Below are 17868 nucleotides of genomic sequence, written 5' to 3'. Positions count from 1 at the left end.
ATGATGTCTGAACAGACCATACGCATTTTGCTGGTGGACGATCACACTTTGTTCCGCAGCGGCATCAAGGCTCTGCTGGCGCGCCAGGCGGGTTTCGACGTCGTAGGCGAGGCGGCCGACGGCGCCGAGGGCGTCAAGCTGGCCAAGCAGCTGGACCCGGACGTGGTGCTGCTGGACCTGAACATGCCCGGTATCTCCGGCGTGGAGGCCTTGACCTTGATGCTGCAGGACCAGCCCAAGCGGGCGGTGGTGATGCTGACGGTGTCCGAGGAGGCCGACGACCTGACCGCGGCGCTGAAGGCCGGCGCGCGCGGCTATCTATTGAAAAACATCGACGCGGACTTTCTGACTCAGGCGGTGGTGCGCGCCGCCGCCGGGGAATCGGTAATGAGCGACTCGATGACCGCCAAGTTGATGGCCCAGTTCCGCCACGGCGCGGCGGCGCCGGTGGAACCGGAGGAGCAGGAGCTGGATAAGCTGACCCCGCGCGAGCGCGAAATCCTCGGTTTTCTGGCCCAGGGCAAGAGCAATAAGGAGATCGCGCGCAGCCTGGACCTGGCGGAGAGCACGGTCAAGATCCACGTGCAGAACATCCTGAAAAAACTCAGCCTCAGCAGCCGGGTGCAGGCGGCGGTGTTCGCGGTGGAGAACGGGGTGGGGCGCAGCGCTTGAGCGGCTACACATGCCCCTGGCTCCCTGGAGCATGAACAGCTTCTAAGAGCGGCTAACAAAATACCTCATGCTGCGTTGCGCCGACTTGCCGTACTCAAGTACTGCCTGCGTCGGCGCGCCTTGCCTCATCCGTAAAACTGATTTTTGTTAGCCGCTCTAAGCGGCGGCCTGCTCAACCCTCCACCAACCGATAACCGACTCCGGTCTCGGTGAGGATATGGCGCGGCATCGCCGGATTGTCTTCCAGCTTCTGGCGCAAATGCCCCATATAGACGCGTAGATACTGGTTGTGCTCCGAGAACGACGGCCCCCATACCGCCAGCAAGAGCTCGCGATGGGTGATTACCTTGCCGGCACTGCGTATCAAGGTGGACAGCAGCCGATATTCTATCGGCGTCAGATGCACCGCCGCCTCCGCCTTGGCCACCTGACGGTTGACCAGATCCACCTTGATGTCGCCGAACTGGAACACCTGCTGCGCCGCGGCGCTGCCGTGGGTGCGGCGGCGCAACAGCACGCGGACGCGCGCCAGGCATTCGGCCACGCCGAAGGGTTTGGTCAGGTAGTCGTCCGCGCCGGCGTCCAGCGCCGCCACCTTTTCGGTTTCCTGAGTGCGCGCCGACAGCACCAGGATGGGCAGGTCGGTCCATTCCCGCAGTTGCTTGATGGTGTCCTGGCCGTTCATATCCGGCAGGCCCAGGTCCAGTATCACCAGGTCCGGCTTGCGGGTGGCCACTTCGATCAGGCCCTGCTTGCCGGTTTCCGCCTCGTGAACGGTCAGGCCTTCCTCTTCTAGCGCCGCGCTCAGAAAGCGGCGGATCGGTTTTTCGTCTTCGATGACGACGATGCTGATCGGTGCGTCTTGCATGATAGGGTTTCGCTCAGGTTTAGGCTCGCGGTTCGGGGCGTTCTTCCGGCAGCGCCGGCGCTTGTCCTGCCGGCAGGCTGAAGCGGAATTCCGCGCCGTGCGGCGAGCGGTTGCGCGCGCTGATGCGACCGCCGTGGATTTCCACGATGGAGCGGCAGATCGCCAGCCCCAGCCCCACGCCGGGGGTGCTGGATTCCGCCGCGCCGCGCGAGAATTTGTCGAAGGCGCGCTCTTCCATATTGGGCGGCAGGCCGGGGCCGTCGTCGCTGACCGACACCACCACCTCCGCGCCCTCGCGCCGCGCCGCCAGTGTGATGTGGCTGCCGGGCGGGGTGTATTTGCCGGCGTTTTCCAGCAGGTTGACCAGCACCCGCTCCAGCAGCACGGCGTCGTACTCCAGCACAGGGAGGTCCGGCGCCAGCTCCAGCGTCAGCTCCCGGCCGCGCAGGCCGCGTTCGGCGGCGCGCAGCGCGCTGCCCACCACCTCGTCCAGCATCTGCCATTCTTTGTTGAGTTTGACGCCGGATTGCAGTCGCGCCATGTCCAGGAGGTTGGTCACCAGTTTGTTCATGCGCAGCGCTTCGTCCTGAATGGCCGCGGCGATCTCGGCTCGCTGGCTGTCGTCCATGTTGGACGAGCACAGCCGCTCGGACAGGCCGGCCATGGTGGTCAGCGGTGTGCGCAGATCGTGAGACACCACCGACAGCACGCTGTTGCGCAGCCGCTCGGACTCCATGGCCACGATGGCGTCCTGCGCCACCTCCACGTAATGCACGCGTTCCAGCGCCAGTGCGATCTGGGCGGCGCAGGTTTCCAGCAGCCGCTGTTGCTCCGGCAAGAAGACCTGATCGGTAACGTCCGGCAGTAGCGCGATCACGCCGCGGTTGCGCATGGGGGCGCGCAGCGGCACATAAAGCGCGGCGTTGGCGGGCAGGGTGTTGGTGCCCAGGCCGGCCGGCTGCTGATGGTCGTAAACCCATTGCGCGACGCCGATATCGGCATCGCCGCGGCCCTCGCCGGCCGAGCGCAGCTCGTCCCCGCTATTGGGCAGGAACAGGCTGACCTTGGCGGCGAACAGCGGTTCCAGCCGGCTGACGGCGGTATCGACAATCTGCGCGGCGGTCAGCGCGCCGGCCAGTTCGCGCCCCAGGTCGTACAGCGCGCGGGTGCGGCGTTCGCGATAAGTGGAGATATTGGCTTCGAAGCGCAGCCGGGCGGTGAGCTGGCTGATGATGGAGGCCACCAGCAACATCACCACGAAGGTCATCAGATATTGGGTGTCCGATACCGCGAACGACATATGCGGCGGCACGAAGAAGAAATCAAAGGAGGCCACCGACAGCAGCGAGGCCAGCATGCCGGGACCACGGCCGTAGCGCACCGACACCAGCACCACCACCAGCAGGTAGATCATGATGTCGTTGGCCAGCGCCACGTGCGGAATCAGCAGGCCGGCCAGCGCGGTGGTCAGCAGGCAGGCGACGAAGGCGGCGAGGTAGCCGAAGCGCGAGCGCGGGCTGTCCTGGTCTTCGAACAGCAGGCTGCCGCCGGTTTTGGCGGCGGCGTTGGCGGAGGCGTCTTCCTGCTCGTGGGCCACCACGAAGAGATCGACGTCGCTGGAACGGCGGCTCAGTTCGTCGGCCAACGGGCGGCGCCACAGCCGCGACCAGCCGCCGCGGGCGGATTTGCCCAGCACCAGCTTGGACACGTTGCGGCTGCGGGCATAAGCCAGCAGCGTGGGCGCCAACTCGCTGCCGCCCAGCACCGTGGTTTCCGCGCCCAGCTCCTGCGCCAGCTTCAGGCCTTTGAGCACGCGGGCGCGCTGATCCTCGGACAGTTTGCGCTGCTGGGGCGTTTCCACGTAGACGGCGATCCAGTCCGCGTCCAGGCTGGCGGCCAGGCGCTTGGCGCTGCGGATCAGCTTGTCGATGCCGGCGCTGGAGCCGACGCAGACCAGCAGCCGCTCGCGCGCATGCCACACCGGGTTGATGGCCTGGTCGGCGCGGTAGGCGCGCATCTGGGCGTCCACGCGGTCGGCCGTGCGGCGCAGCGCCAGTTCGCGCAGCGCCAGCAAATTGCCCTTGCGGAAGAAGTTCTTCACCGCGCGTTCGGCTTGCTGAGGCAGATAGACCTTGCCGGCGGCCAGGCGGCCCAGCAACTCGTCCGGCGGCAGGTCCACCAGCGCCACTTCGTCGGCGCGGTCGAACACATGGTCGGGCAGGGTTTCGCGCACCACGATGCCGGTGATCTGGCCGACCACGTCGTTCAGGCTTTCCAGGTGCTGGACATTGAGGGTGGTGTAAACGTCGATGCCGGCGGCCAGCAGTTCTTCCACATCTTGCCAGCGTTTGGGGTGGCGAGAGCCGGGCGCGTTGGAGTGGGCGAACTCGTCCATCAGGATCAGCTGGGGCCGGCGTTCCAGCGCTGTGTCCAGATCGAATTCAGCCAGTTCGTGGCCTTTATAAGCGATCTGTCTTGGCGGCAGGACTTCCAGATCGGCCAGTTGTTCCTGCGTTTCCTTGCGGCCGTGGGTTTCCACCACGCCCACCAGCACCGCCGCGCCGTCCTGGCGCTTGGCGCGGGCCGCCGCCAGCATGGCGTAAGTCTTGCCGACGCCGGCGCAGGCGCCGAAGAAAATCTTCAGCCGGCCGCGCTGGGCGTCCAGTTCTTCGCGTTTGAGCTCATCGAGCAGGGCGTCCGGATCGGGACGGGAATCGGTCATATGCGAGCTTTGTTTAGCGCCTGTTTACGATCTGCCGCGCGTCGGCATGATGGATGGAAAAGGGCGTTGAAATCGTCCTGGAAATGCTCACGTGCCACTTGCGCATTCCGCTTTCTCAGCCGCAACGCCTTGTCTCGCTCTAGCCCGCTAGATCGTAAACACGCTCTTATTCATTCATCGGCGCCGGGGACGAGGCGGAGCAAGCCTCGCTGCGCCCCCGGCGCCGAAGGTTGATCAGGCTTTGGCGGCCTGGTCCAGCGCCAGATTCAATTCCAGCACATTGACGCGCGGCTCGCCAAGCAAGCCGAAGGTTTCGCCTATCACCCGGCTTTCCACTAGCTTGCGCAGCGCGGCCGGCTCCATCTTGCGGGCGGCGGCGACGCGTTCCAACTGGTAGAAAGCCGCGGCGGCGGAAATTTCCGGATCCAGGCCGCTGGCCGAAGCGGTGACTAGGTCGACCGGCACCGGGCCGCTTTGCGCCGGGTGGGCGGCGCGGATGCGCGCCACATTGGCTTTCACCGAGTCCAGCTGCGCCGGGTTGGTGGGGCCCAGGTTAGAGCCGCTGGACCCGCCGGCATTGTACGGCATTGGACCGGTGGCGGATGGGCGACCCCAGAAATATTGCGGGCCGCTGAAGTTCTGGCCTATCAGCCGCGAGCCGACGATCTTGCCGTCGCGCTCGATCAGGCTGCCATTGGCCTGGAACGGAAACAGCGCCTGGGCCGCTCCGGTGGTGAGCAGCGGGTAGGCGAGGCCGGTGATCAGGGTCAGGCCGCCAAACACCACCAGCAGGGGACGTAACAGTTTCATTTGGTTTTTCCTTTCAGTGCTCATACCAGGCCCAGCGCGCCCAGCAGCATGTCGATCAGCTTGATGCCGGCGAAGGGCACCAGCAGCCCGCCCAGGCCATAGATCAGCAGGTTGCCGCGCAGCAGCTCCGCCGCGCTCTTGGCTTGGTATTTGACGCCCTTCAGCGCCAGCGGGATCAGGAACACGATGATGACGGCGTTGAAGATCACCGCCGACATGATGGCCGAGGCCGGGCTGTTCAGGCCCATCACGTTCAGCGCGTTCAATTGCGGGTAAGTGCTGGCGAAAGCGGCCGGAATGATGGCGAAGTACTTGGCCACGTCGTTGGCGATGGAGAAGGTGGTCAGCGAGCCGCGCGTCATCAGCATCTGCTTGCCGATTTCCACGATCTCGATCAGCTTGGTGGGGTTGGAGTCCAGGTCCACCATATTGCCGGCTTCCTTGGCCGCCTGGGTGCCGGTGTTCATCGCCACAGCCACGTCGGCCTGGGCCAGCGCCGGCGCGTCGTTGGTGCCGTCGCCGGTCATCGCCACCAGCTTGCCCTCGGCCTGGTGGCTGCGGATCAGCTTGAGCTTGGCCTCCGGCGTGGCCTCGGCCAGGTAGTCGTCCACGCCGGCCTCGGCGGCGATGGCGGCGGCGGTCAGCGGGTTGTCGCCGGTGATCATCACCGTCTTGATGCCCATCTGGCGCAGCTCGGCGAAACGCTCCTTGATGCCGCCCTTGACGATGTCCTTCAGCTCGATCACGCCCAAGGCGCGGTTGCCTTCCGCCACCAAGAGCGGAGTGGAGCCGCGGCGCGCCACGTCATCGGCGCTCTTGGCCAGCGCGTCCGGGAACTGGCCGCCCTGATCGGCGATATGGCGGCGGATGGCGTCGATGGCGCCCTTGCGGATCTGGCGGCTGTCGTAGTCTATGCCGCTCATCCGCGTTTGCGCGGTGAAGGGGATGAATACGGCTTCATGGCTGGCCAGTTCGCGCTGACGCAGATTGAACTGTTTTTTGGCCAGCACCACGATGCTGCGGCCTTCCGGGGTTTCGTCGGCCAGCGAGGCCAGTTGCGCGGCGTCCGCCAGCGCCTGCTCGCTGACGCCGGGAGCCGGGATGAAGGTGGAGGCCTGACGGTTGCCCAGGGTGATGGTGCCTGTCTTGTCCAACAGCAGCACGTCCACATCGCCGGCGGCTTCCACCGCGCGGCCGGAGGTGGCGATTACATTGGCGCCCATCATCCGGCTCATGCCGGCCACGCCGATGGCGGACAAGAGGCCGCCGATGGTGGTGGGGATCAGGCAGACCAGCAAGGCCACCAGGGTGGTGATGGTGATCGGCGAGCCGGCTTTGGCCGCTTCCACGCTGAACAGCGAGAAGGGCAGCAGGGTGACGGTGACCACCAGGAACACGATGGTCAGCGCCACCAGCAGGATGGTCAGCGCGATCTCGTTCGGAGTTTTCTGGCGCTTGGCGCCTTCCACCATCGCAATCATGCGGTCGAGGAAGGTTTCGCCCGGATTGACGCTGATGCGCACCACGATCCAGTCGGACAGCACGCGGGTGCCGCCGGTGACCGAGGAGAAGTCTCCGCCGGCCTCGCGGATCACGGGCGCGGATTCGCCGGTGATCGCGGACTCGTCCACCGAGGCCACGCCTTCGATCACCTCGCCGTCCACCGGGATCACGTCGCCGGCTTCCACCAGCGCGTAATCTCCCTTGCGCAGGCTGCTGCCGTCGATCACGGTCTTGCCGGCGTCGTGGCTAGGGCCGGACAGCTTCTTGGCCACCACGTTTTTCTTGGCGGAGCGCAAGCTGGCCGCCTGGGCCTTGCTGCGGCCTTCGGCCAGCGCTTCGGCGAAGTTGGCGAACAGCACGGTGAACCACAGCCACAGCGCCACCGCCAGGATGAAGCCGGACGGCGCCTCGCCCTGGCCGGCCAGCGACTGAACCCACAGCGCGCTGGTCAGGATGCTGCCGATGTAGACGACGAACATCACCGGATTGCGCCACTGGGTGCGCGGCGACAGTTTCTTGAAGGAGTCGACGATGGCCGGTTTCACCAGGCTGGGGTCCAGCATGGACTTGGCCGCGCTCCGGTGGCCCGCTTGAGCGGGCTGGATATTGGAATGATTGATATTGTTCATTTTCTGCATCCTCCCGTCAGGCTCAGCGGCCGTTGATCATCTGCAACTGCTCGACGACCGGGCCCAGCGCCAGCGCGGGAACATAGTTGAGCGCGCCCACCAGCAACACGGTGCCTATCAGCAGCACCACGAACAGCGGGCCGTGAGTGGGCAGGGTGCCGCCGTTGACGGCCAGACGCTTCTTGGCGGCCAGCGATCCGGCGATGGCCAGGATGGGCACGATCATGAAAAAGCGGCCGAAGAACATGGCCACGCCGGTGGCGATGTTGTAGAAAGGCGTGTTGGCGGACAGGCCGGCAAAGGCGCTGCCATTGTTATTGGCGGCCGATGTGAAGGCGTACAGCACCTCGCTGAAACCGTGCGCGCCGGGGTTGAGGATGCCGGCCTTGCCGGAGGCGGCCAGCACCGCGACGGCGGTCAGCGTCAGCACCAGCACCGGAGTCACCAGAATGGTGATTGCCGTCATCTTCATCTCGTAGGTTTCTATCTTCTTGCCCAGGTATTCCGGCGTGCGGCCCACCATCAGGCCGGCGATGAACACCGCCAGGATGGCGAAGATCAGCATGCCGTACAGGCCGGAACCGACGCCGCCGAACACCACCTCGCCCAGTTGCATCAGGAAGGTGGGCACCAGGCCGCCTATGGGGGTCAAGGAATCGTGCATGGCGTTGACCGCGCCGCAGGAGGCGGAGGTGGTCACCGCGATGAACAAGGAGGTGTCGATGATGCCGAAACGAGTTTCCTTGCCTTCCATATTGCCGCCGGCCTGCAGATGGCTGGCCTGCTGGTCTATGCCAAGGGTGCTGAACTGCGGCACGCCGGCTTGCTCGGCGCCGGTTTCCACCACCACCGCGCAGGCGAACATCACCGTCATCGCGGCGATGATGGCCCAGCCCTGGCGTTGGTCGCCCACCATCCGGCCGAACATGAAGCACAGCGCGGCCGGGATCAGGAAGATGGCCAGGCTTTGCAGGAAGTTGGTCAGCGGGGTGGGGTTTTCGAACGGATGCGCGGAGTTGGCGTTGAAGAAGCCGCCGCCATTGGTGCCCAGCAGCTTGATCGCCTCCTGCGAGGCCACCGGCCCCATAGGCAGCGTCTGTTTCTGCGTGCTGGCGTCCACCATCACCGGCTTGCCGTCGGCGCCATTGACCGCATTGCCCTGGGCATCGGTCTTGGGCTGCTGGTAATGGGTGGTCTCCACCGTCTGCACGTCTTTATAGGCGGACAGGTTCTGGATCATGCCCTGCTGGCTGAACACCAGCGCGAACACGAAGGACAGCGGCAGCAGCACGTAGAGAGTGAAGCGGGTGACGTCCACCCAGAAGTTGCCGATCTTGGCCGAGCTGTGACGGGCGAAGCCGCGCACCAGCGCCAGCACCACCGCCGCGCCGGTGGCGGCGGACAGGAAGTTCTGCACCGTCAGGCCCAGCATCTGCACCAGATAGCCCATGGTGGATTCGCCGCCATAGCCTTGCCAGTTGGTGTTGGTGATGAAGGAAATCGCGGTGTTGAACGCGGAGTCCGGCGCCACCGCGCCCATGCCCTGCGGGTTGAAAGGCAGCCAGCCCTGCACGCGTTGCAACAGGTACAGCGCCAGCGCGCCCAGCACGTTGAACAAGAGCAGCGCCACGGCATAGCCGCGCCAGCCCATGTCTTCGTCCTGCTTGACGCCGGCCAGCCGGTAGAAACCGCGCTCCAGCGGCGCGAACAGGCGCAGGGGGCCGACGTTGTCGCCCTGCATCACACGGGCGATATAGGCGCCCAGGGGCCAGGCCAGCGCCAGCAGCACCAGCAGGAACAAGCCCAGCTGCAAGGGTGCGGCCGAGCCGATGAAATTGGCGAACATGATTAAAAATTCTCCGGCTTAAGCAGTGCGTAGATCAGATAGCCAAGCAGGCCCAGCGCGATCAGCGCGCTAAGCAGATACCAGACGCTCATTTCTTTTCTCCCAGGTGTTGGCAGCCGACGACAAAGCCGTAGCTCAGCGCGCCAAACAGCAGGACGAGTCCCAGATAGACGGCATCCATCATGAAAATCTCCATTCGAATCAGTAATGAGAAGGTACGCAAGCGCACGTCAAAAACCCGACAAAACCCCATGGTAGCGGATAAAAATCGTATAAAAATGTTTGAAAAACTGGCCTTTATTTCATTTCAAGCCAGATTTGGGCGGGAAAACGGATTTTTTTTATACGCGGGGATGAGTCTAGGGAGCGCACACGGCTTGCTGGCAGTGGCCTGGCGGGGGTGGTAGCGGGGAAAGAGGAAAAACAGTAAAGCTGCGGCGCAGAACAGATGCAGCGCCGCGGCTTGCAAGCGAGTAGGGCTGCGGCCTGGCGTCAGGCTGGGTCGCTAGCCGTCATGAGGCGGAAATCCGCCGGGCGGGTGTTCAGAACAGGTCGTCGCAGCGGTCGGCCAGGAACCGGGCATCGTCCCGATCATGTGCGCGTTGGCGCACTTTCTGCTGGCGCGACCTCTCAGCATCACTCAACTGAGGCTTTGCAACTGCATAGAGAAAACTCTCGTGCTGGTCTCTAGCCTGCTTTCTGCGAACACTCAGAGGAATACGGGAAGTCATCATCCTTGCACCTCTCGGTCACGTACTTGTGTGAGGCCAGGGCAAACCCTGACCCTTTGACATTGACGCTATTTTGAAGATTTGTAAAGCCCTGCTTGGTTACGGTTAGAAGCAAAAGTTGCGTTTGCTTGCCGTCTCCGCCTTTTCACGCTACCGGCGCGATGTTACCGCAGCATGATTCGGAGGGCGGTTGAAGCAAGTCTTTGAGGTAAATCACTTTTCGAATAATGTTGTTTCAAAACGGTATAAATCGTTATATGAAACTGGCGTAGCATCCCGCTATCGAATGGCGCGGCCAAGGAGCGGGTTTTATGGAGTGGGGGTATGCGATCGCAGGGCTGGCGGTGGGCTTTATTGTCGGATTGACCGGTGTGGGCGGCGGCTCTTTGATGACGCCTATCTTGCTGTGGTTCGGCATTTCTCCGGCCACCGCGGTTGGCACTGATCTGTTGTACGCGGCCCTGACCAAGATGGGCGGGGTGACGGTGCATCACCGGCAGGGCCATGTTGATTGGCGCATCGCAGGCTGGCTGACAGTCGGCAGCGTGCCGGCGGCCTTGTTGGTGCTGGCGGGCCTGTCTTATCTGCATCTGCCGGAGAAGATGCTGGACACTCTGTTCAAGCTGGTGTTGGGCGCGGCGCTGTTGCTGACCGCCGCCGCCATCCTGGGCAAGCCCTTGCTGCTGCGCTGGCTGGGCCGCTCCGGCGCCGCTGAGTTGTCGTTCGAGCCGCGGGTCGGGCTGACCGTGGCCACCGGCGTGGTGCTGGGCGTCTTGGTGACGCTTAGTTCCATCGGCGCCGGCGCTCTGGGCACGCTGGCTTTGTTCCTGCTGTATCCGGCCTTGCCGACTTCGCGGCTGGTGGGCACGGAAATCGCTCACGCGGTGCCGCTGACCCTGGTGGCGGGCCTGGGGCATGCCGGGCTTGGAAATGTCGATTTCTCGCTGCTGTTTAATCTGTTGGCGGGCTCTTTGCCCGGCATCTGGCTGGGTAGCAAGCTGACGCGGCAGTTGGCGGAGGGCTGGCTGCGGCCGGCGCTGGCGGTGATGTTGGCGGTGATAGGGGGCAAGCTGGTGTTTTGAGCCGCGGCGCGGCTTCACGGTAACTGGGCGGCTCGGGCCGCCTTTTTTCATGTCCGCGCACAAAAAAACGCCCTGGTCGGAGAGGCGAGCAGGGCTGAAATGCAAACAACAAAAGGAGAAGCCAAAATTAAAGCCTCTTAATATTAGGGTTTCGTAATTCTTGCGCCCTTGATTTGGAACAAGAAAGCCGCGTCCGCCGGCTACAATTGTTTTTCCAGAATGATGCGCAGATCGGCAATGCCTGTCGGGTAAGGCTCTTCCGCGATGATGCGATAGCCCAGCGCCTGATAAAAGCGCAGATTGGCCGGCATGCTGGCGCGGGTGGCCAACTGGATGCGGATGAGACCTTGTTGTTTCAGGAGGGCTTCGCTGTGCAGCATCAGGCGCTTGCCCAGACCTTGGCCCTGCCAGTCCGGGTGGGTGCACACGCGTTTGCATTCCACCGCAGCGGCGTTCAGCGGCGCGGTGATGAGGCAGGCCAAGGGCGTATCCTGCCGGCTGGCGATGTAGACTTGTCCCCCTGCATCCAGGCGCTGGCGCAGGCTGTCTTCGGTCTCGTCCAGCGCGGTGGGGCGGCTGGGCAAACGCGCGGCCAGCGGTTGGAAGGCGAGGGTGATCAAGGTCAGTACGGCGGGCAATTCGTCGGCGCGCGCCGCGCGCAGTTCCAGCGTGTCGAGCGAGTTCATGGCGGTTTCCGCTGCGTTGTCCCGCTACAGCATGCGCGCGGTTTGGCCCATTTGGCAAAAGGCAGGCAAAAAAAAGACCGCTTGCGCGGTCTTTTGTCGTAGCGTGGCGTGCGGCTTAGAGTTTGCCGGCCACCCAGGCTTGCACGCCGGCCAAGGCCGCGGCCAGGTTTTCCGGCTGAGTGCCGCCGGCTTGGGCCATGTCCGGACGGCCGCCGCCCTTGCCGCCCACTTGCTGGGCGACAAAGTTGACCAGTTCGCCGGCCTTCAGCTTGGCGGTCAGATCGGCGGTGACGCCGGCCACCAGCGCCACTTTGCCGTCGCCCTTGGCGGCCAGCACGATGGCGGCGGAGCCCAGCTTGTCCTTCAGCTTGTCCAGCGTTTCGCGCAAGGCGGTGTTGTCCGCGCCCGGCAGTTCCACCGCCAGCACTTTGACGCCGTTGACGTCGGCTGCGCCGTCGGCCAGGCTGTCGCCGGCGGAGGCGGCCAATTGGCCCTTGAGCTTGGCCAGCTCTTTTTCCAGGTTCTTGACGTTGTCCTGCAGGCTGCCGATCTTGACGGCTACCTCGTCCAGCGTTTGCGCTTTCAGCGCGCCGGCGGCTTCTTTCAGCAAGGCGTCCTGAGCCTGGATGTGGGCGATGGCGCCTTCGCCGGTGACGGCTTCAATACGGCGCACGCCGGCGGCAACGCCGCTTTCCGCCACAATCTTGAACAGCCCGATGTCGCCGGTGCGTTGCACGTGGGTGCCGCCGCACAGTTCGGCGGAGAAGTCGCCCATGGTCAGCACGCGCACTTCATCGCCGTATTTTTCGCCGAACAGCATCATCGCGCCGGACTTCTGCGCGGCTTCCATGCTCATCACTTCGGCCTTGACCGGCAGGTTGTGGCTGATCACGCGGTTGACCACGCGCTCCAGCTCGGCGATTTGCTCGGCGCTGACCGGTTCGCCGTGGGCGAAGTCGAAGCGGGTGCGCTCCGGATTCACCAGCGAGCCCTTCTGCGCGACATGGTCGCCCAGCACGTGGCGCAGCGCCGCGTGCAAGAGGTGGGTGGCGGAGTGATTGCGGGCGCTGGAGGCGCGCGCGTGCAGGTCTATGGTGGCGGTCACGCTGTCGCCCACGGCCAGGCGGCCGCGAGCCAGCTTGCCCTTGTGGCCGAATACCGCGGCTTGAATTTTCTGGGTGTCGTTGACGTCGAACAGCGCGCCGATGCCGCCTTGCAGCGAAATCTCGCCGACGTCGCCGACCTGGCCGCCGCCTTCTGCGTAGAACGGAGTGTTGTCCAGAACCACGATGCCTTCTTCGCCGGCCTCCAGCGAGGAGACGGCCTCGGTGCCCTTGAACAGCGCCAATACCTTGGCGTCGGTGCTGGCGGATTCATAGCCGTGGAAGCAGGTGTCCGAGCCGCTGTAGCTGACCTTGCCGGTCATCTTGAAGCTGGAGCCCGCGCGGCCGCGCTCGCGTTGCGCTTCCATCGCGCGCTCGAAGCCTTCCAGGTCGGCGTGGATGTTGCGTTCGCGGCAGATGTCGGCGGTCAGGTCCACCGGGAAGCCGAAGGTATCGTAGAGCTTGAAGATGGTGTCGCCGTCAAGCTCGGTCTTGCCGCCTTCCAGGGCGGAGTCGACCAGACCCATGCCGATTTCCAGCGTTTCGGCGAACTTGATTTCCTCTGCGCGCAGCGAGTCTTCGATATGCGCCTGCTTTTCGCGCAGTTCCGGATAGGCGTCGCCCATCTCGGCCACCAGATCGGCGACGATCTTGTGGAAGAACAGGCCTTTCTGGCCCAGCTTGTAGCCGTGGCGGATGGCGCGGCGGGCGATGCGGCGCAGCACGTAGCCGCGGCCTTCGTTGGACGGCAGGATGCCGTCGGCGACCATGAAGCAACAGGCGCGGATGTGGTCGGCAATCACTTTCAGCGACGGCACGTCCTGGCTGTAGGCAACGCCGGTTTCGCGCGCGGCGGCGCGCACCAGGCAGGCCAGCGCGTCGGTCTCGTAGTTGGACTTGACGTGTTGCAGCACGGTGGACAGCCGTTCCAGGCCCATGCCGGTGTCTACCGACGGCTTGGGCAGAGGATGCAGGGTGCCGGACTCGTCGCGGTTGAACTGCATGAACACGTTGTTCCAGATCTCCATGAAGCGGTCGCCGTCTTCGTCCGGGCTGCCCGGAGGGCCGCCGGCCACGCTCGGGCCGTGGTCGTAGAAGATCTCGGTGCAGGGGCCGCAGGGGCCGGTGTCGCCCATGGTCCAGAAGTTGTCGGAGGCGTACGGCGCGCCCTTGTTGTCGCCGATGCGGATGATCTTGTCGGCCGGCAGGCCCACGCTCTTGTGCCAGATGTCGTAGGCTTCGTCGTCGGAGGCGTAGACGGTGACCAGCAGCTTGTCCTTGGGCAGGTTCAGCCATTGCTCGCCGGTGAGGAATTCCCAGGCGAAGGTGATCGCGTCTTGCTTGAAGTAGTCGCCGAAGCTGAAGTTGCCCAGCATTTCGAAGAAGGTATGGTGGCGCGCGGTGTAGCCGACGTTTTCCAGGTCGTTGTGCTTGCCGCCCGCGCGCAGGCATTTCTGGCTGGTGGTGGCGCGGGTGTAATCACGCTTTTCAAAGCCCAGGAATACGTCCTTGAACTGAACCATGCCGGCGACGGTGAACATCAGCGTGGGGTCGTTGCCGGGAATCAGGCTGCTGGAAGGCACCACCTGATGGTTTTTGCCGGCAAAGAAATCCAGGAATTTCTGGCGAATTTCAGAGGTTTTCATGTTTGATTTCGTAAGATTGCGAATTCTGGGCCGCTTTGGGGGCTCAAGCCCAGAGCGGCGCGGACAGCTGATTGTGTCAAGCCGCGCCCGCGCTGGCAAGGGTTTCGGCGCGGCGCTTGAGCGCCTGGTTCATTAATTCGAAACCCTTGCGGGCATCGGCCAGCAGCGCCTGGCCGAACAAGGGCAGCAAGAGGCCGCTGAAAGTTTCGCCGTGATGCAGCCGGGTGCCTCCGTCCGCCAGCGCTTCCAGGCGGAAACTATGGCGGCCGTCCAGCAGGCCCGGCAGCAGCGCGCGTCCTAGCCACGCCAGTTCATCCGTCGTTTGCAAGACTTCCAGCCGCGGGCGGAAGGTCAGGCGCGGCCGGCCGGGCGGGTGAATGCTGACCACCAGGCGCGAACCTATCTGTTGGCGGCCGTGCAGGCCGACGATGAAGGGGTTCCACTCCGGGTAGGCGGCCCAGTCGCACAGCACGCGCCAGACCGCGGACGGCGCAGCGTCGATGTCGATATGGGTGGCGATGCTGCGCGTTTGCATGCTTAGTCCTCGTCGGCGGGAAAGTCGTCGTCGTCGACGCCGCTGAGCACCTTGCCGATCACCGACATCGGGAAGCCGCGTCCGGCCAGAAAGCGGATCTGGCGCGCGCGTTCCTGCGGCGTGGCCGGCAAGTGGCCAAACTTCTTCAGCCACTGCGCCTGGGCGGCGGCAAGGTCGTCGCGGCCTTGCAGCGCGTCGCGGATCAGCTCGGCATCCACGCCGCGCTGGCGCATTTCCTGCTGCAGGCGGCGGCTGCCGTAGCGTTGCCCCTTGCTGTCGGCGAACTGTTGGGCGAAACGTTGATCGGACTGCCAGCTGCGCTCGGCCAGCTCGTCCAGCAGCGCGGTCAGTTGTTCCGGGCTTTCCGCAAACGGAGCGAGCCGCCGCTCCAGTTCCCGCCGCGTGTATTCGCGGCGGGACAGGAGATCGACGGCTCGCGCCCTCAGGCTTTTTTCCATTCAGGGAATCAGGCGTCGAGCGCGTCGTCCGCGAACTCTTCGTCCGGTTGGCCTTCAGTGATTTCCACTTTGATGCCCACCGCGTCGCGGATCTTGCGTTCCACTTCGGCCGCGATTTCCGGGTTGGCCTTCAGCCATTCGCGGGTGTTGTCCTTGCCCTGGCCGATCTTCTGGCCGTTGTAGGCGTACCAGGCGCCGGATTTATCGATGAAGCCGTGCTTGACGCCCAGTTCGATGATTTCGCCCTGGCGGGAGATACCCTCGCCGTACAGGATTTCGAAATCGGCCTGGCGGAACGGCGGCGATACTTTGTTCTTCACCACTTTGACGCGGGTATCGTTGCCGATCACTTCCTCGCCCTTCTTGATGCCGCCGGTGCGGCGGATGTCCAGGCGCACGGAGGCGTAGAACTTCAGCGCGTTGCCGCCGGTGGTGGTTTCCGGGTTGCCGAACATCACGCCGATCTTCATGCGGATCTGGTTGATGAAGATCACCAGGGTGTTGGTGCGCTTGATGTTGCCGGTCAGCTTGCGCAGCGCCTGGCTCATCAGGCGGGCTTGCAGGCCCACGTGGCTATCGCCCATCTCGCCTTCGATTTCAGCCTTGGGCACCAAGGCGGCCACCGAGTCGATCACGATCAGATCGACGCCGCTGGAGCGCACCAGCATGTCGCAGATTTCCAGCGCCTGCTCGCCGGTGTCCGGCTGCGAGATCAGCAGGTCGTCGACCTTGACGCCCAGCTTTTGCGCATATTGCGGGTCCAGCGCGTTTTCCGCGTCGATGTAGGCGCAGGTGCCGCCCAATTTTTGCATCTCGGCCACCGCTTGCAGACACAGGGTGGTTTTACCGGACGACTCCGGGCCGTAGATTTCCACCACGCGGCCGCGCGGCAGGCCGCCGACGCCAAGCGCCAAGTCCAGACTCAGCGAGCCGGTGGAGACTACCTGCAGGTTTTCGTTGATCTGGTTGTCGCTCATGCGCATGATCGAACCCTTGCCAAATTGCTTTTCAATTTGGGCAAGGGCCGCGGCCAACGCTTTGCTCTTGTCTTCGGATGCCATGCTGTCTCCAGTGTGGGGGCGCTAAACAAAATGAATGGTCGGCTAGCGGCGGCCCGCGTCCATGGCGGCGGGAAAAACCCGATGCCGGACAGGGGTTTGCGCGGCGCCGGCGGGGCTGCCCCGCCGCGCTCGCGCTTGCCGCGCCGATAGTCGAAAAGATGTCGTCGATTATCTCATAAAGCCTTGGTCAACGGCAGAGCCGCTTGCCGGCGATACCGTCCTTCGGAACGGGAAACCGCGATCTCGCTTGAAAAAGTTGTGATTGCGACCACTTTTACAAGTGTCCACCCTGTGTACAATGAAGCCATCATGATGAACGAACGCGCGCAACACCTGCTCAAGGTTCTGATCGAACGCTATATCGTCGACGGCCAGCCGGTGGGGTCCAAAACCCTGTCAATGCTGCCCGGCGTCGAACTGTCGTCCGCGTCCATCCGCAACGTGCTGGCGGAACTGGAGGCGATGGGGCTGATCGCGGCCCCGCATACCTCGGCGGGCAGGGTGCCCACCGCGCGCGGCTACCGCGTGTTCGTCGACCGTCTGCTCACCATCCAGCCCTTGGAAGAGGCGGCGCTGCACGAGTTGGAGCTGAATTTGCAGCCGGACAGCCCGCAGCGCGTCGCCCAGTCCGCGTCCTCGCTGTTGTCCGAACTGACTCATTTCGCCGGCGTGATCGTCACGCCGCAGCGTTCCGACATCGCTTTCCGCCAGATTGAATTCCTGCGTCTGTCCGAGCGGCGTGTGCTGATGATATTGGTGACGCTGGACGGCGACGTGCAGAACCACTTGCTGACGACTGAGCGCGACTACACGCCGTCGGAGCTGATAGAGGCCGGCAATTTCATCAATCAGCATTACGCTGGCCAGGGGTTGGGCAGCATCGCCAGCCGGGTGGCGGACGAGTTGCGTCAGTTGCAGGGCGACATCGCCGAGTTGATGTCGGCGGCGATCCGCCTGGGGCAGAGTTCGATGACCGCCAGCAGCGCCGCGGTGGTGGTGGCCGGCGGCAGCCGCTTGCTGGAGGTGAGCGACCTGTCCGAGGACTTGTCGCGGTTGCGCCAGTTGTTCAGCGTGTTCGAACGCAAGACCGAGCTGCTCAAGCTGCTGAATCAAGGGCGGGAAGCGCAGGGCGTGAACATTTTCATCGGCGAGGAGTCAGGCGTTGTGACGCTGGACGAATGCTCGGTGGTGACGGCGCCTTACCGGATCAACGGGCAGGTGGTCGGCGCGTTGGGCGTGGTCGGCCCCACCCGGATGGCTTACGAGCGGGTGATACCCATTGTCGATATTACCGCGCGCTTGGTATCCAGCGCCTTGTCGTTCCGGGTCTAAGAACCTGTTTACGATCTGCCGCGCTGCGGCGATACAGCGTTAAAAACAAGCTCAAAATGCTCATGTACCACTTGACCATTCCGCTTTTTCGGTCGTTTTCGCCTTGTCTCGCTCTTGCTCGCGAGCTCGTAAACAGGCTCTAACGCCAGGAGCCGGCCGTTCGGCGGCTTTTAGTTTTCGCGCC

15 protein-coding genes are annotated in these 17868 nt (G+C 64.1%); 4 read left to right on the top strand and 11 right to left on the bottom strand.

Going from position 1 to position 17868, the window contains the following annotated elements:
- The first annotated feature begins 3 nt into the window (after positions 1 to 3).
- Positions 4 to 672 (top strand): response regulator, encoded by a 669-nt coding sequence (locus BR71_RS06095; protein ID WP_043634103.1) that lies wholly within the window; start codon positions 4 to 6, stop codon positions 670 to 672.
- 172 nt (positions 673 to 844) lie between these two features.
- On the opposite strand, the gene kdpE is transcribed toward BR71_RS06095, so the two are convergent.
- From kdpE to kdpF, 6 genes are all read right to left on the bottom strand, one after another.
- Positions 845 to 1540 carry a two-component system response regulator KdpE gene (kdpE, locus tag BR71_RS06090; protein ID WP_043634099.1) on the bottom strand — a complete coding sequence of 232 codons (696 nt, stop codon included), beginning with the start codon at positions 1538 to 1540 and terminating at the stop codon, positions 845 to 847.
- Positions 1541 to 1559: 19 nt separating this feature from the next.
- Positions 1560 to 4262 (bottom strand): sensor histidine kinase, encoded by a 2703-nt coding sequence (locus BR71_RS06085; RefSeq protein WP_043634095.1) that lies wholly within the window; start codon positions 4260 to 4262, stop codon positions 1560 to 1562.
- Between the two features lie 234 nt (positions 4263 to 4496).
- The gene (kdpC, locus tag BR71_RS06080) at positions 4497 to 5072 is read right to left on the bottom strand and encodes a potassium-transporting ATPase subunit KdpC (protein ID WP_043634092.1); all 576 of its coding nucleotides are present in this window, start codon (positions 5070 to 5072) and stop codon (positions 4497 to 4499) included.
- A 20-nt stretch (positions 5073 to 5092) separates the two neighbouring features.
- Positions 5093 to 7204 (bottom strand): potassium-transporting ATPase subunit KdpB, encoded by a 2112-nt coding sequence (gene kdpB, locus BR71_RS06075; protein ID WP_052370380.1) that lies wholly within the window; start codon positions 7202 to 7204, stop codon positions 5093 to 5095.
- 22 nt (positions 7205 to 7226) lie between these two features.
- A complete protein-coding gene (gene kdpA / locus BR71_RS06070) occupies positions 7227 to 9050 on the bottom strand; it encodes a potassium-transporting ATPase subunit KdpA (protein WP_043634089.1) in 1824 nt (607 codons plus the stop codon).
- A 2-nt stretch (positions 9051 to 9052) separates the two neighbouring features.
- Positions 9053 to 9142: a K(+)-transporting ATPase subunit F gene (kdpF, locus tag BR71_RS23345; protein WP_019103745.1), complete on the bottom strand. Its 90-nt coding sequence runs from the start codon at positions 9140 to 9142 to the stop codon at positions 9053 to 9055.
- Positions 9143 to 9232: 90 nt separating this feature from the next.
- Here kdpF and BR71_RS24050 point away from each other — a divergent pair, with 90 nt between their 5' ends.
- Together BR71_RS24050 and BR71_RS06065 are read left to right on the top strand one after the other, a co-directional pair.
- Positions 9233 to 9457, top strand: a complete 225-nt coding sequence (locus tag BR71_RS24050) for a hypothetical protein (RefSeq protein WP_143330317.1) — start codon at positions 9233 to 9235, stop codon at positions 9455 to 9457.
- A gap of 635 nt (positions 9458 to 10092) precedes the next feature.
- Complete coding sequence (locus BR71_RS06065; RefSeq protein WP_043634085.1) at positions 10093 to 10863, top strand: sulfite exporter TauE/SafE family protein; 771 nt, start codon at positions 10093 to 10095, stop codon at positions 10861 to 10863.
- A gap of 200 nt (positions 10864 to 11063) precedes the next feature.
- Here the strand turns inward: BR71_RS06065 and BR71_RS22785 are convergent, their stop codons facing one another.
- The 5 genes from BR71_RS22785 to recA all read right to left on the bottom strand — a co-directional run bounded on the left by BR71_RS22785 (position 11064) and on the right by recA (position 16352).
- Positions 11064 to 11549, bottom strand: coding sequence for a GNAT family N-acetyltransferase (locus tag BR71_RS22785; protein WP_052370370.1), 486 nt, complete (start codon positions 11547 to 11549; stop codon positions 11064 to 11066).
- 115 nt (positions 11550 to 11664) lie between these two features.
- The gene (alaS, locus tag BR71_RS06055) at positions 11665 to 14298 is read right to left on the bottom strand and encodes an alanine--tRNA ligase (RefSeq protein ID WP_043634076.1); all 2634 of its coding nucleotides are present in this window, start codon (positions 14296 to 14298) and stop codon (positions 11665 to 11667) included.
- 76 nt (positions 14299 to 14374) lie between these two features.
- Complete coding sequence (locus tag BR71_RS06050; RefSeq protein WP_043634071.1) at positions 14375 to 14833, bottom strand: SRPBCC domain-containing protein; 459 nt, start codon at positions 14831 to 14833, stop codon at positions 14375 to 14377.
- A gap of 2 nt (positions 14834 to 14835) precedes the next feature.
- On the bottom strand, positions 14836 to 15291 hold the full coding sequence (gene recX / locus BR71_RS06045) for a recombination regulator RecX (RefSeq protein WP_043634069.1): 456 nt from the start codon (positions 15289 to 15291) through the stop codon (positions 14836 to 14838).
- 8 nt (positions 15292 to 15299) lie between these two features.
- Positions 15300 to 16352, bottom strand: coding sequence for a recombinase RecA (recA, locus tag BR71_RS06040; protein WP_043634066.1), 1053 nt, complete (start codon positions 16350 to 16352; stop codon positions 15300 to 15302).
- Positions 16353 to 16661: 309 nt separating this feature from the next.
- On the opposite strand from recA, the gene hrcA reads away from it, so the two are divergent.
- Complete coding sequence (gene hrcA, locus BR71_RS06035) at positions 16662 to 17684, top strand: heat-inducible transcriptional repressor HrcA (RefSeq protein WP_043634063.1); 1023 nt, start codon at positions 16662 to 16664, stop codon at positions 17682 to 17684.
- Positions 17685 to 17868: the final 184 nt, after the last annotated feature.

The organism is Chromobacterium haemolyticum DSM 19808 (assembly GCF_000711885.1).
Classification (GTDB): Bacteria; Pseudomonadota; Gammaproteobacteria; order Burkholderiales; family Chromobacteriaceae; genus Chromobacterium; species Chromobacterium haemolyticum.
This window is presented reverse-complemented; position numbering and strand designations above follow the sequence as displayed.

Excerpts from the sequence above, each read along its gene's own strand:
- BR71_RS24050 (WP_143330317.1), top strand. The coding sequence starts at position 9,233 with ATGAAAATCTCCATTCGAATCAGTAATGAGAAGGTACGCAAGCGCACG.
- recA (WP_043634066.1), bottom strand. The coding sequence starts at position 16,352 with ATGGCATCCGAAGACAAGAGCAAAGCGTTGGCCGCGGCCCTTGCCCAA.
- alaS (WP_043634076.1), bottom strand. The coding sequence starts at position 14,298 with ATGAAAACCTCTGAAATTCGCCAGAAATTCCTGGATTTCTTTGCCGGC.
- hrcA (WP_043634063.1), top strand. The coding sequence starts at position 16,662 with ATGATGAACGAACGCGCGCAACACCTGCTCAAGGTTCTGATCGAACGC.
- BR71_RS06085 (WP_043634095.1), bottom strand. The coding sequence starts at position 4,262 with ATGACCGATTCCCGTCCCGATCCGGACGCCCTGCTCGATGAGCTCAAA.
- recX (WP_043634069.1), bottom strand. The coding sequence starts at position 15,291 with ATGGAAAAAAGCCTGAGGGCGCGAGCCGTCGATCTCCTGTCCCGCCGC.
- BR71_RS06095 (WP_043634103.1), top strand. The coding sequence starts at position 4 with ATGTCTGAACAGACCATACGCATTTTGCTGGTGGACGATCACACTTTG.
- BR71_RS06065 (WP_043634085.1), top strand. The coding sequence starts at position 10,093 with ATGGAGTGGGGGTATGCGATCGCAGGGCTGGCGGTGGGCTTTATTGTC.
- kdpF (WP_019103745.1), bottom strand. The coding sequence starts at position 9,142 with ATGAGCGTCTGGTATCTGCTTAGCGCGCTGATCGCGCTGGGCCTGCTT.
- BR71_RS22785 (WP_052370370.1), bottom strand. The coding sequence starts at position 11,549 with ATGAACTCGCTCGACACGCTGGAACTGCGCGCGGCGCGCGCCGACGAA.
- kdpE (WP_043634099.1), bottom strand. The coding sequence starts at position 1,540 with ATGCAAGACGCACCGATCAGCATCGTCGTCATCGAAGACGAAAAACCG.
- kdpA (WP_043634089.1), bottom strand. The coding sequence starts at position 9,050 with ATGTTCGCCAATTTCATCGGCTCGGCCGCACCCTTGCAGCTGGGCTTG.
- kdpC (WP_043634092.1), bottom strand. The coding sequence starts at position 5,072 with ATGAAACTGTTACGTCCCCTGCTGGTGGTGTTTGGCGGCCTGACCCTG.
- kdpB (WP_052370380.1), bottom strand. The coding sequence starts at position 7,204 with ATGAACAATATCAATCATTCCAATATCCAGCCCGCTCAAGCGGGCCAC.
- BR71_RS06050 (WP_043634071.1), bottom strand. The coding sequence starts at position 14,833 with ATGCAAACGCGCAGCATCGCCACCCATATCGACATCGACGCTGCGCCG.